The organism is Undibacterium sp. Ren11W (assembly GCF_049340485.1).
Lineage (GTDB): Bacteria > Pseudomonadota > Gammaproteobacteria > Burkholderiales > Burkholderiaceae_D > Undibacterium.
In genome coordinates, this window is record NZ_JBMPPB010000001.1 from 1,196,041 (window position 1) to 1,207,507 (window position 11,467).

15 protein-coding genes are annotated in these 11,467 nt (G+C 44.5%); 3 read left to right on the forward strand and 12 right to left on the reverse strand.

What is annotated here, in order from left to right:
• Positions 1 to 51: 51 nt before the first annotated feature.
• Genes flgJ through flgB form a run of 9 tightly spaced genes read right to left on the reverse strand, consistent with a single transcriptional unit; the run spans position 52 to position 7,356 of the window.
• The gene (gene flgJ / locus ACO0K8_RS05335; protein WP_422945578.1) at positions 52 to 966 is read right to left on the reverse strand and encodes a flagellar assembly peptidoglycan hydrolase FlgJ; all 915 of its coding nucleotides are present in this window, start codon (positions 964 to 966) and stop codon (positions 52 to 54) included.
• A 9-nt stretch (positions 967 to 975) separates the two neighbouring features.
• Complete coding sequence (locus tag ACO0K8_RS05340; protein WP_422945862.1) at positions 976 to 2,097, reverse strand: flagellar basal body P-ring protein FlgI; 1,122 nt, start codon at positions 2,095 to 2,097, stop codon at positions 976 to 978.
• A 21-nt stretch (positions 2,098 to 2,118) separates the two neighbouring features.
• Positions 2,119 to 2,784, reverse strand: a complete 666-nt coding sequence (locus ACO0K8_RS05345; protein ID WP_422945579.1) for a flagellar basal body L-ring protein FlgH — start codon at positions 2,782 to 2,784, stop codon at positions 2,119 to 2,121.
• Positions 2,785 to 2,809: 25 nt separating this feature from the next.
• Complete coding sequence (gene flgG, locus ACO0K8_RS05350; RefSeq protein ID WP_422945580.1) at positions 2,810 to 3,592, reverse strand: flagellar basal-body rod protein FlgG; 783 nt, start codon at positions 3,590 to 3,592, stop codon at positions 2,810 to 2,812.
• A gap of 60 nt (positions 3,593 to 3,652) precedes the next feature.
• Positions 3,653 to 4,393 (reverse strand): flagellar basal-body rod protein FlgF, encoded by a 741-nt coding sequence (gene flgF / locus ACO0K8_RS05355; RefSeq protein ID WP_422945581.1) that lies wholly within the window; start codon positions 4,391 to 4,393, stop codon positions 3,653 to 3,655.
• A gap of 57 nt (positions 4,394 to 4,450) precedes the next feature.
• Entirely contained in the window at positions 4,451 to 5,803 is a 1,353-nt protein-coding gene (gene flgE / locus ACO0K8_RS05360; RefSeq protein WP_422945582.1) for a flagellar hook protein FlgE, read from the reverse strand.
• A gap of 50 nt (positions 5,804 to 5,853) precedes the next feature.
• Positions 5,854 to 6,522, reverse strand: coding sequence for a flagellar hook assembly protein FlgD (locus ACO0K8_RS05365; protein ID WP_422945583.1), 669 nt, complete (start codon positions 6,520 to 6,522; stop codon positions 5,854 to 5,856).
• A 22-nt stretch (positions 6,523 to 6,544) separates the two neighbouring features.
• Complete coding sequence (gene flgC, locus ACO0K8_RS05370; protein WP_422945584.1) at positions 6,545 to 6,949, reverse strand: flagellar basal body rod protein FlgC; 405 nt, start codon at positions 6,947 to 6,949, stop codon at positions 6,545 to 6,547.
• A 2-nt stretch (positions 6,950 to 6,951) separates the two neighbouring features.
• Positions 6,952 to 7,356 carry a flagellar basal body rod protein FlgB gene (gene flgB, locus ACO0K8_RS05375; protein WP_422945585.1) on the reverse strand — a complete coding sequence of 135 codons (405 nt, stop codon included), beginning with the start codon at positions 7,354 to 7,356 and terminating at the stop codon, positions 6,952 to 6,954.
• Positions 7,357 to 7,541: 185 nt separating this feature from the next.
• Between flgB and flgA the strand changes: the two genes are divergently transcribed.
• The 3 genes from flgA (at position 7,542) to ACO0K8_RS05390 (ending at position 9,163) form a co-directional block, all read left to right on the forward strand.
• Positions 7,542 to 8,234 (forward strand): flagellar basal body P-ring formation chaperone FlgA, encoded by a 693-nt coding sequence (gene flgA, locus ACO0K8_RS05380; protein WP_422945586.1) that lies wholly within the window; start codon positions 7,542 to 7,544, stop codon positions 8,232 to 8,234.
• 129 nt (positions 8,235 to 8,363) lie between these two features.
• Positions 8,364 to 8,672: a flagellar biosynthesis anti-sigma factor FlgM gene (gene flgM, locus ACO0K8_RS05385; protein WP_422945587.1), complete on the forward strand. Its 309-nt coding sequence runs from the start codon at positions 8,364 to 8,366 to the stop codon at positions 8,670 to 8,672.
• A 2-nt stretch (positions 8,673 to 8,674) separates the two neighbouring features.
• The gene (locus tag ACO0K8_RS05390) at positions 8,675 to 9,163 is read left to right on the forward strand and encodes a flagella synthesis protein FlgN (RefSeq protein WP_422945588.1); all 489 of its coding nucleotides are present in this window, start codon (positions 8,675 to 8,677) and stop codon (positions 9,161 to 9,163) included.
• A gap of 50 nt (positions 9,164 to 9,213) precedes the next feature.
• Here the strand turns inward: ACO0K8_RS05390 and motD are convergent, their stop codons facing one another.
• From motD to ACO0K8_RS05405, 3 genes are read right to left on the reverse strand one after another with little or no spacing between them, the layout of a single operon-like run.
• The gene (motD, locus tag ACO0K8_RS05395) at positions 9,214 to 9,996 is read right to left on the reverse strand and encodes a flagellar motor protein MotD (RefSeq protein WP_422945589.1); all 783 of its coding nucleotides are present in this window, start codon (positions 9,994 to 9,996) and stop codon (positions 9,214 to 9,216) included.
• 13 nt (positions 9,997 to 10,009) lie between these two features.
• Positions 10,010 to 10,750, reverse strand: coding sequence for a flagellar motor protein (locus tag ACO0K8_RS05400; RefSeq protein ID WP_422945590.1), 741 nt, complete (start codon positions 10,748 to 10,750; stop codon positions 10,010 to 10,012).
• Entirely contained in the window at positions 10,732 to 11,463 is a 732-nt protein-coding gene (locus tag ACO0K8_RS05405) for an RNA polymerase sigma factor FliA (RefSeq protein ID WP_422945591.1), read from the reverse strand. The genes ACO0K8_RS05400 and ACO0K8_RS05405 overlap by 19 nt, the downstream gene beginning before the upstream one ends.
• Positions 11,464 to 11,467 lie beyond the last annotated feature (4 nt).

An 11,467-nucleotide genomic window follows, 5' to 3' on the forward strand; every position in this document is an offset into this window, starting at 1 on the left:
TTAAGTTAACGGGGAGAATACCAAAAACTTTAATCAGAGAAATTGCTCTTATTATGCCGACAATGTTTGTTTAATAATTTTTGAAAGTTTCATTGCGTACTGAGGATCTGTCGCATAGCCTGCTTTTTGTAAACCAAAGGCAAAGCTGGTTGCGTCTTTCGCATTGGCAATTACATTTTCGTAACGCGGATTCTTTGTCAACAATTTTGCATAGTCTTTAAATGCATCGCTATACGAATCATAAGCCTTAAATTTTTGAATTTTTCGGCTAGCAACTCCATCAATATACTCTGTCGTGACAGCTTCAACCGTTTTCCCTTTCCAGGAACTAGTGGCCTTCATGCCAAAAATATTGTGGCTGGCCGATCCATCGATGGCTTTAATTTCCCTCTTACCCCAACCACTCTCAAGAGCGGCTTGTCCTAACATAAATTTAGCTGGTATCCCAGTTTCCAAACTAGCCTGCTCCGCATGCGCGGCGAGTTTTTGTTGGAACTCCTTCACATGTGCAGGAACACCCTTATTTAATCCAAATGTATCGACAGAGTCGATTTTTTTTTCAAAATTTGCTTGCTTCAGATAAGAGTCTAAACCGTTCAAATTCTTTAAGCTCGCTTTACTATCACTACTTAATGAAGAATCCACGCCCAAAATTTGATTCCCGGCATTATTTGAGAGTTGTCGCACCAATGCATCTGCCAAGCCTATGCCTCGGTTTGACATATTTTGCGATAGTTGCTGGTCGAGCATAGAAGTGTACATCCGACTTTGTTCGTTTTCGAAAGGGCTATCTTTACTCTCAGCCTGCCGCATAGATTTGAGCATCATATTCATAAATAATGCTTCAAATTGCTTGGCTGCCGCCTTTAAGGCATCAGGCGACTTTTCTCTCGCAGATTGTTTTAACTCATCGAGCCCCTTACTATCGAACGCTAGCTTATCTGATAAATCGGCACGGCCTATCATGATTGATCCTTAGATAATTTCCAAATCCGCATGTAAGGCACCCGATGCCTTCATTGCCTGCAAGATGGCCAGTAAATCCTGCGGTGTAGCACCGATAGAATTAAGTGCTTTTACGACATCACTAAGAGAAGCTCCGGCTTTAAGCACCATTAACTGTCCAGCATCCTTAGCGATCGTAATATTCGAATTTGCGGTACCAGCGGTCTGCCCACCTGCCAATGCATTTGGTTGACTAACTGCATTATCAGTATTAACGACTATAGACAAATTCCCATGTGAGATTGCGCAGGTATCAAGTGTGACAGATTGATTCATAACGATAGAGCCTGTGCGTGCATTCAATATTACCTTAGCCGCATTCTGGGCTGGTGTTACCTCAATACTTTCAAGTGCACCTAGAAAACTAACGCGTTGATCATTGCTTGCTGGAGCCTTCACTTGAATCACTCTACCATCCACCGCAGCAGCTGTATCAACACCGAAACGCTTATTGATAGCCTCGACAACCCTACTTGCTGTTGAAAAATCTGAAGTATTCAGTTCCAGCTGTATGATATTTCCATGTCCCAAGACAGATGCAACGGCGCGTTCAACTGTCGCGCCAGAAGATATCCTCCCTACGCTTAAATGATTTATTTGCGCCTTACTTCCATTGGCCGACGCACCAACACCGCCAACCAAGACGTTTCCTTGCGCCATACCATAAATTTGATTATCAGCGCCCTTAAGAGGCGTCATCAGTAAGGTACCGCCTCGCAAACTTTTAGCGTTTCCGATTGAAGACACTGTGATATCCAAGGTCTGCCCTGGTTGAGCAAAGGGGGGAAGTGATGTAGTCACCATAACGGCAGCAACGTTTTTCAGTTGCAAACTAGTACCGACTGGTATGCTTACACCTAGTTGCTGCATCATATTAATAATACTTTGCACAGTGAATGGTGTTTGAGTAGTCTGATCACCACTACCATCTAGCCCAACAACTAAACCATAGCCTATCAATTGATTCTGCCGCACTCCTTGAATTCCGGCTAAATCTTTCAAACGTTCAGCGCCAGCGTCAAATGTCGTCAACCCTGCACACAAACACACTGCGAGCGAAATCTTGAACGAGGAGAAAAATTTACAGATCATCACGATGCTCTTAAAGTTGGACTACAAAGGAATAAAACTCAGAAAAAACCGTGTTAAAAGAGAGTTCATTTCCGCGACATCAACATGACTAGTAGAGCGATATTCGAATCTAGCATCAGCCACTTGAGTAGATGCGACTAAATTTCCAGCGGCGATAGTTAGAGGGTTAACAACACCCGAAAAACGTACAAATTCAGCCCCTTTATCAAAGGCAATTTGCTTCTCGCCACTGACTAGCAAATTACCATTTGGAAGAACATCAATAACAGTGACCGCGATTGTTCCAGTAAAGCTATTGCTAGCAGTTTCTGCCCCCTTTTCATCAAACTTGCTTGATGAAGTGGTCGAAATCGACGCCTTTGCTAAAGTAGCAGCAGGAATACCAAGTACAACGGGGGCCGAAAATGAGGCTCCGCCAGATTTACTTCCTGAACTTGCAGCCGCCTTTCCTGCCGAGGTTTTTTCACTGATAGAGACTGTCATCACGTCACCGATCAACCTCGCCCTAGAATCTTCAAACAGAGGTCGATAAAATGCTGATTGAAAAATCGCCCCATTCATCTCACGTTGTGGCTTCGCGGATTGTGGTTGTACGGTCATAGGTTGATGCACAATAGGCGTGGGAGTGACAGCACACCCAGAAAAGCAAGCACCAAAACATAAAGCCATAAAAATAGTAATTTTCATCATTCCCTCAACATCAAGTTAATAACTACAATTGCGAAAGTCTTTGTAGCATCTGATCTGACGTCGTAATTGCCTTACTATTGATTTCGTAAGCCCTTTGCGTCTGAATCATATTCACCAGTTCTTCAGCCACATTCACATTCGAAGTTTCCACCGAGCTTTGTATCAGAAGCCCAGCACCGTTCGTACCTGGCGTGTTGGTACCTGGATTACCGGAAGCGGCGGTCTCCACATATAGATTCTCGCCCATCGACATCAAGCCAGCCGGATTAATGAATGTCGCAAGTTGAATAGAACCGACCTGCACCGGGGAGCTCGACCCTGGCTGAGTAACCGACACGGTACCATCTCGCCCGACCGTAATACTTTGTGCATTGGCAGGTATAGTAATAGCTGGTTGAATCACAAAACCACTAGCCGTCACCATTTGACCTTGGCTATCAACTTGAAAAGAGCCGTCCCGTGTATAGGCGGTCGATCCATCAGGCATCAAGACCTGAAAAAATCCTTGACCACTAATAGCCAGATCTTTGCTATTTCCCGTTTGCTGTAGGTTCCCTTGAGTAAAAATACGCTCGGTCGCAACTGGACGAACACCGGTCCCGAGTTGCAAGCCCGATGGCAATTGCGTTTGCTGAGAACTCTGGGCACCTGGTTGGCGTATGTTTTGATACAGCAAATCCTCAAACACAGCACGTGAACGTTTAAAACCTGTTGTGCTCACATTTGCAAGGTTATTCGTGATCACGTCCATCTGCGTCTGTTGCGCATCTAGACCTGTTTTTGCTATCCATAATGAACGTATCATTTTATTCTCCCTATCTGCAGAGGCTATGAAGCATACAGTGACTCCATACCGCTAATAATCTCAGCCGAGATTGAAAATTTGGCCCGCTTTTGCAGCATTACTCTCAGCGTTGCTCAATAATTTCATTTGCATTTCGAACGAGCGAGCCAGATTAATCATGCTAACCATAGCCTCAACCACGTTCACATTACTTCCTTCTAACATGCCACCAGCTACCGTCACATTTAGATCGGTATCCACAGCAACACTATCTTTGGTTTTAAATAAACCGTCGTCGCCCCTTACCAAGTTTTCCTCGGGTGGATTGACCAACTTTAAGCGCCCTATCACTTCCACTGCATTCGGTTTGCTTCCTGTGGGGACAGTCGACACTGTGCCGTCTTTCGCAATCGCAATAGAAACATCTGGAGGAATCGTAATCGGACCGCCATCTCCAAGAACGTTCAATCCACTCTGCGTCTGTAAAACGCCGTTCTCACTTACTTTTAAACTGCCATGCCGTGTATAAGCTTCAGTGCCGTCGGCCTTCTCTACTACCAACCAGCCCTTACCCTGAATTGCAAGATCCAACTCACGCCCAGTACTCTGCAGACTTCCTGTAGAGAAATCTGTACCGACCGTCGCATCAACAACAAACGATCGGGTAGGCAGCCCTGGTCCCAGTATCGGTACAGCCCTGAACGAGTCGAGCTGAGCACGAAAACCTGTGGTCGTCGCATTGGCAAGATTGTGTGACGTGGTGGCTTGTTGCTCCAAAATATGCTTGGCCCCAGTCATCGCGGTATAAATTAAGCGATCCATGACATCTTTCTTAGGTAGCCAATTAATTTAGCAAATTTTCGTTCATACCTTCACTCATTAGCGCAGATTCACCAAAGTCTGAAGTACCTGATCTTGGGTTTTTATCGTTTGCGCATTTGCCTGATAAATACGTTGCGCAGTAATCATATTCACCAATTCACCAGTTAAATCCGTATTCGAATCCTCGGTAGAACTTGCCACAAGCCCCCCCAAATTACCAGAGCCGGGAGAGCCAACTAATGGTTGACCAGAAGTAGCAGTTTCATTCCATTGGTTATCACCCAAAGGTTGCAAACCATTTGGATTGACAAAATTTGCCACTACAACTTGTGCTAAGACCCTAGTTGTTCCGTTGGTATAACTTCCAACGATAGAGCCATCCTTGGAGGTATTGAATTTGGATAATTTCCCAGACGTAAAACCATCTTGCTTCAGATAATTCACACTAAATTGAGATCCAAATTGGGTCGACCCGGTAAGATCATATTTCACCAAAAGAGGAGTTGAAATTGGCGTAACCGAGCCAGTATTTGGGACATCGATTCTGACGTCAAAAGCTAAAGGTGTAGATGCAGCAGATGGATTAACGACAGCCAATTTACCGAAGGCATCAAAACCAACTCGCCCTATGGAATTGGCAGGGGCAGGTGGTACCATTACAGGTAGGGTCGCAGGCGTAATTGGCGGGTAGACTCCATCCACGACAGTAAATACATCCCACTCTTTGGTAACTGGTGCGACAGGTGGAGGGATAACTGGCTTACTTTGCACATAAAAGGTCTGCAAAATATGGGGATTTCCCAAGCTATCGAACACCTCGACCGAAGTCGCTTTATTAAACGTGCTTGGATCATTGGGATTAAACGCTACTAATGTAGTAATAGGTGGGGTACCCGTTGTTTTTGGAACCAACTCACGAGAATCGAGGTTGACGCGGGTATTTATATTTGCCGTCTGATTTGCTGGCACGTCAGCAGTATTGATCACGATAGGAACCGCCGCGCCAGTAGAGAGTACCCCTTGCGCATCTGCGACATAGCCCGTCAACTGAGCGCCCTGCGCATTAACTAAGCCGCCATTCTTGTCCATCTGAAATTGGCCGTTACGACTATACGTGATCGCGCCATTAGTCGACATTCTAAAAAAACCGGCGCCGTTAATCGCCACATCCAAAGGATTATTCGTTCCTGTGATATTCCCTTGTGTAAATTGCTGGGCAACGGTGGCCAACCTAGTGCCGATACCGACATTATTAGTACCACCTCCACTAAGTGAGTTAGCATATACATCCGCAAACTGAGCTTGTGCCATCTTAAAACCTACCGTACTGGCATTCGCGATATTATTTCCAATAACATCTAGCGATTTCGACGCCGCATTTAGTCCACTCAAGCCTTGTTGAAAACCCATGATTTTCTCCTCTATCAATTATTTAGATGCAACGCCAAATGACCCAAAGATCAGTAAATTTGTTTTACGTCAGCCATGCCAATATTTCCAATATTCGCGACACTTAATTTCGCCCCCTGCGCACCTGCGCTGATACTAGAAACTACGCCGAAACCAAGGGTAGTCGCGTCAAGCTTCTTTTCAGCAGAACTTGCGGTCACTTCAAATTTATAAACGCCATTTGGCGCAATTGATCCACTATCGGTCTTGCCATCCCACGTGAGCGTATTCACACCTTCTGGCATAGCATCAGTATTAATAGTTTTCACCACCGATCCACTAGAATCGCGAATAGAAATACTTACTTTATCGGCAGCTTGCGGCAACTCCACGCCATAAATCGCCTTACCGTCATTCAGAGAGATCACATTCCCTGAAGCAATTACACCATGTCCTATCATGTTGGCGGCCTGTAGATTTTGGGCTGCCAAAAAATTTGTGTTCATCGAAGTAACGGTCGCATTTAATTTATCGATCCCCGTCACAGTTGACAACTGCGCCAATTGACTGGTTACTTGCGCGTTGTCCATAGGATTTAATGGATCTTGATTCTTCATTTGAGTAACCAACAGTGTCATAAATCTATCCTGGGCTTCTTGCGTTGAATTTTTAGCGGCACGACCACCATTCATAGTCGTTTGCAAGCTAGGGTCAACAGTATTTGTTTGCACGGTAGTCATAACTATCTCACTTTATGATGAATTACTGACCCAAAGTCAGTGTTTTTAACAGCATGGTCTTTGCTGCATTCATTGTCTCTACATTGGTTTGATATGAGCGTGATGCCGAAATCATATTCACCATCTCCTCAACAACGTTAACATTTGGCATCGCTACATAGCCCTTTTCATCAGCCAATGGATGTTTAGGGTCATACATCATTTTTGGAGGATTGGGATCCTCGACCACTTCACTCACTTTGACTGCGGTTGAAGTTGAGCTTATGGTCGGGACAGCACTAAACACTACCTGCTTTGCCTTGTAAGGCTGGCCATTTGAGCTTGTCACGCTGTCGGCATTCGCCAGGTTGCTCGAAACCACATTTAAACGCTGAGCTTGCGCACTCATGGCCGAACCCGCAACATTAAAAATATTAAATAAAGACATAATTATTGCCCCTGAATTGCTGAAAGCATATTTCTAATTTGCATATTAAGAATAGTTAAACTGGCTTCGTAACGCAGCGAATTTTCTGCAAACTGATTACGCTCGACATCCATATCAACCGTATTCCCATCCACATTCGCTTGCGCATTATTGCGATACAGCGCAGGTATACTTGCAGCACTTTGCGGATCCAAATGCGCTGCAGAGGTTTTTGCCAACGAAGATGTCTCTTGGCTAACGCCTTTATGTAGTGCATTATTCATCACTGCGCTGAAATCGATATCCCGCGCCTTATAATTGGGCGTATCGGCATTGGCAATATTTGATGCAAGTAATTGCTGACGCTGTCCTCGAACACTTAGTGCAAGTTCGTGAAAACGCATAAAATCATCCACCTTCCCAACCATATACCCTCCTCGAACAACTCAGCAACTAAATAACAAGAATCAAAACGGTTCTTTATATTTCTCATAGTAGATGCTCAAACTCTATTCAGATCGAAGGAGTAACGATGTAAATCCCCCGCTATTCCCCCATTCAAGATAAAAACCGAACGCTAACATTGCTACATATGAGTGGCATCGAGAATAGTATGGAAAAGTTGATTTTTTGCTTAATGCTGTGTGCATGCAATTTGGCAATAGCGCAGAATTCCGAAGCAACACAAGATTTAGTGCAATTAAAGTTGCTGGCAGAGGATTTTTTGAAACAACAGACTTTGAGTTACCCTGGCTTAATTGATATCAGCACAACGCAAATTGATCGTCGGTTAAAACTCCCAGCATGCGACAACCCGCGTCCATTTTTGCCATCGGGAAGCAGAATTGTAGGGAAAGTGAACGTTGGGATACGCTGCACTACGCCAAAGCCTTGGAGCATCTATCTTGCCGCTCAAATTAAGGTTAGCGGCGATTATTATGTAACTGCCAAACAAATTTCACAGGGACAAGCGATTCTTCCTACCGACATTCTCAAAGTGAGTGGAGAATTATCTACTTTGCCCGCCGGAGCAATTACGAATCCTGAACAGGTCGTGGGCAAATCGCTAAGCAACTCGCTAGCCTCAGGCAGCATCGTAAGATTGGATGCGATAAAAACAACTCCGATAATCCAACAAGGACAAAGTGTAAAAATTATCAGTGCTGGACCAGGATTTCAAGTTACAACAGATGGAGTCGCTTTAAATAGTGCGCACGAAGGACAAGTAGCCAGGGCGAAAACCATCTCTGGGCAAGTACTTAGTGGAGTCGCCAAACTAGCAGGTTCCATAGAAATCAATTATTAATTAAAATCTATTTAATGATTTCAATGACAAGCTGATAAAATATTTCTTCGAGTTATGTTAAAGTTTAAAATAACACAGCCGATATACAGAATGTAGATGTATATAAATACCACCACAAAGGGTGCTGCTGTGAAAATTGAAAACACATTAAATAAGACTGCCGAACTTACTCCAAGTCCGTTGCAGACGCGTACTGAGCGCTCTCCTGAGAAGGCCGAATCTACCAATACGCCCTCTCATAACGTACAGATTTCTTCGCTCTCCACCCAACTGCAAGCACTACAAAACACACAATCTAGTGGAACAGTGTTTGCGTCTAAAAAAGTGGAAGAAATCAAACTTGCCATTTCCGAAGGACGGTTCCGGGTAGATTCGGAAAAAGTCGCTGATGGCCTCTTAGAAACAGTTAAAGATTTACTTAACGCGAGAAAACGCTAGCCATGAGTGAGACCAATCTCTTTCCATCTAAATTGCACGAATGCTTGCTCGAAGAGTTAAGTGCTATGTCATTTTTAGCTGACTTATTAAAAACGGAAGAGACGGCACTCGTAGCCACTGATGTCGCAACGCTGAATAACTTAACGCAAGCAAAGAGTCAACAACTTGCCGCCCTGTCTATTTTAGAAAAAAAACGCCAATTTTACCTGAGTCATATGGGTTACTCTATTGATGCCAAAGGCATGCAAGATTTCCTAACCACGCAACAAGTTGACCGTACCATTTCAGAAAATTGGGAAAAATTATTGGACGTATCAGCCAGCGCAAAAGAAACGAATCGAACCAACGGCATATTGATTAACCGTCAAATCACCAAAAATCAAGGTGCGCTCAACATCCTTCAGCAAAATAATCCCGCTGGTGCAATGTATGGCCCGAATGGCCAGTCAACGAATAAGTCATCCTCGGGACGTGGATTTATCGTTGGTTAATTAAACAGAAAATTTTCCGATTTTTTTGCAAAAACATAAAGAATACTTAACTATTTTCTTTCTACAGCATTACCCACTGGCACCTCAACCACTTGCTCAGGAAGAATCGCCAAAATAGTTACGGTGACTCGACGATTTCTGGAGCGCCCTTCTACAGTATCATTCGACCCCACAGGCAATTTCGGCCCCTGCCCAACCGCAGTCATACGATTCTCATCGATACCATTTTCGGTAAACAAACGCACAACACTACTTGCACGCACCGCTGATAACTCCCAATTGGAGGGAAACATAGGATTTTTTATCGGAATATTATCAGTAAAACCTTCTACCTGAATCGCATGATTATCACTGATGAGTACGGAGGCTATAGCTTTGAGTGCGACATAAGAATCATCACTTAGTCGGGCCTCACCTGGCGCAAATAGAACACTGGCATTAATTTCGATGGTGACGCCCCGGCTAGTTTGCGTAACCCTAACTTTGCCCTCCCGCACCAGGGGTTCAAGCACTGCAAGAATATCCCTAGCAACACTAGTCATTTGATCTCGCTCCTTACGCAAAGGAGCCGCATTTTTTTGCTTAATTTGCGCGTTGGTATCGAGTTTTATCGTTTTTTCTATCGGCGCATCGGGAATCTTCCCTGAGGAAATCATGGCGTTTCCAAAGGCCCCAGTTAATGAATTAGAAAGAACCCGATACTTTCCTTCATTCAATGAAGAGATCGCATACATAACGACAAAAAACGCGAACAACAAAGTCATAAAATCAGCATACGACACCAACCAACGGTCATGTGTATCTGGTTCTTCCTGATATTTTTTCCGCGCCATTTATTTCTTCTGCTTACTGTTTATGGTTTAACAGTCTCTCCTCGACTATCCGAGGACTATCGCCTTGCGCGATACTGTAAAAAATATCCGCTAACATTTCTCGACGAACTACTTCACGACCTAGTATTTCTTTCAACTTATTAGCTACCGGTAGAAAAAATAGATTGGCTAAACCTACCCCATAGATAGTCGCAACAAAAGCAACTGCAATTCCGCTACCCAATTTACTCGGATCCGTCAAGTTTTCCATCACATGTATCAAACCCAGTACTGCCCCCAAAATACCTATGGTCGGAGAGTAGCCGCCTGCGGCATCCCAGACCTTAATCGCCTGACGTTGCTCCATCTCGTAGAAGGAAATATCAATATCCAAAATTTCCTTTAATCGGGCCGGATCGATACCATCAATGACGAGACGTAAACCCTTGCCGATGAATGGATCCTTGGAAGACTCCATATATTTTTCAAGGCTAAGGAAGCCCTCGCGGCGTGCTACAACGCTCCAAATCATGGCGTCCTGAACATTTTTTTTACTCGTATCCAGCGGCATACTCGCTATCCATTTCAGCATACGGACACCGCGAATAAAAGTAGGCATACGGCTTTGCAAGAGCACCGCCCCGATTGTACCGATCACGACGATGACGAATGCTGCCGGTTGCAACAACGATGAAATACTACCGCCTTCAATAGCCTGGCCAAATACGATGCCGCCGACTACCAATATCAATCCAATTAAGCTAGCCCAGTCCACGCTCTCTCCCTCAATGACACCCTTAATCGGGCTACAGCTTGACTATGAAGTTGGGAGACCCTGGACTCAGAAACTCCCATTACCGCCCCTATTTCCTTTAAATTTAGTTCTTGCTCATAATACAAACCCATCAAGAGTTTCTCGCGCTCGGGCAAACTATTGATCGCGGCTATCACTGCATCACGAAAATCACCATGCAAAAGGTTTTGCAGAGGATCGCCCGAGTCATCAGAAGAGTAATGATCAAGGAAATGCTCTTTGGTATCGGCATCATGAAAATCTTCGTAATAAACCAATTGATGGCCACCACTTTCACCCAACAATTCTTGATATTCAGTGAGCGACAATTTGAGTTGTTTTGCCACTTCGGTTTCTAAAGGCGGACGTCCTAATTTTTGCTGCAATGAGTTCATTGCATTTTCAATTTTCCGCATATTTTGGCGCACACCGCGTGGCAACCAATCGCTACTACGCAATTCATCCAGCATGGCGCCACGTATGCGTTGCACAGCATACGTCTCAAACTGGGCACCATGGTTATCTTCATAGCGATTTACTGCATCGAGCAGACCTATCATTCCAGCCTGCACGAGATCATCCACCTCTACACTAGGAGGCAGCCGCGCTTTTAGCTGATAAGCCAAACGTTTAACGAGTGGCGCATGCTCCGTAAGCAAGGAATTTTTATCTGATTTTCCGCTGGCGGTGTACATAAAT

What these genes read in the sequence shown, in the direction of transcription:
- ACO0K8_RS05365 (WP_422945583.1), bottom strand. Translation starts at nt 6,522, where the DNA reads ATGACTACCGTGCAAACAAATACTGTTGACCCTAGCTTGCAAACGACT.
- ACO0K8_RS05345 (WP_422945579.1), bottom strand. Translation starts at nt 2,784, where the DNA reads ATGAAAATTACTATTTTTATGGCTTTATGTTTTGGTGCTTGCTTTTCT.
- flgG (WP_422945580.1), bottom strand. Translation starts at nt 3,592, where the DNA reads ATGATACGTTCATTATGGATAGCAAAAACAGGTCTAGATGCGCAACAG.
- ACO0K8_RS05390 (WP_422945588.1), top strand. Translation starts at nt 8,675, where the DNA reads ATGAGTGAGACCAATCTCTTTCCATCTAAATTGCACGAATGCTTGCTC.
- ACO0K8_RS05340 (WP_422945862.1), bottom strand. Translation starts at nt 2,097, where the DNA reads ATGATCTGTAAATTTTTCTCCTCGTTCAAGATTTCGCTCGCAGTGTGT.
- flgF (WP_422945581.1), bottom strand. Translation starts at nt 4,393, where the DNA reads ATGGATCGCTTAATTTATACCGCGATGACTGGGGCCAAGCATATTTTG.
- ACO0K8_RS05405 (WP_422945591.1), bottom strand. Translation starts at nt 11,463, where the DNA reads ATGTACACCGCCAGCGGAAAATCAGATAAAAATTCCTTGCTTACGGAG.
- flgB (WP_422945585.1), bottom strand. Translation starts at nt 7,356, where the DNA reads ATGGTTGGGAAGGTGGATGATTTTATGCGTTTTCACGAACTTGCACTA.
- flgE (WP_422945582.1), bottom strand. Translation starts at nt 5,803, where the DNA reads ATGGGTTTTCAACAAGGCTTGAGTGGACTAAATGCGGCGTCGAAATCG.
- flgJ (WP_422945578.1), bottom strand. Translation starts at nt 966, where the DNA reads ATGATAGGCCGTGCCGATTTATCAGATAAGCTAGCGTTCGATAGTAAG.
- flgC (WP_422945584.1), bottom strand. Translation starts at nt 6,949, where the DNA reads ATGTCTTTATTTAATATTTTTAATGTTGCGGGTTCGGCCATGAGTGCG.
- flgA (WP_422945586.1), top strand. Translation starts at nt 7,542, where the DNA reads ATGGAAAAGTTGATTTTTTGCTTAATGCTGTGTGCATGCAATTTGGCA.
- motD (WP_422945589.1), bottom strand. Translation starts at nt 9,996, where the DNA reads ATGGCGCGGAAAAAATATCAGGAAGAACCAGATACACATGACCGTTGG.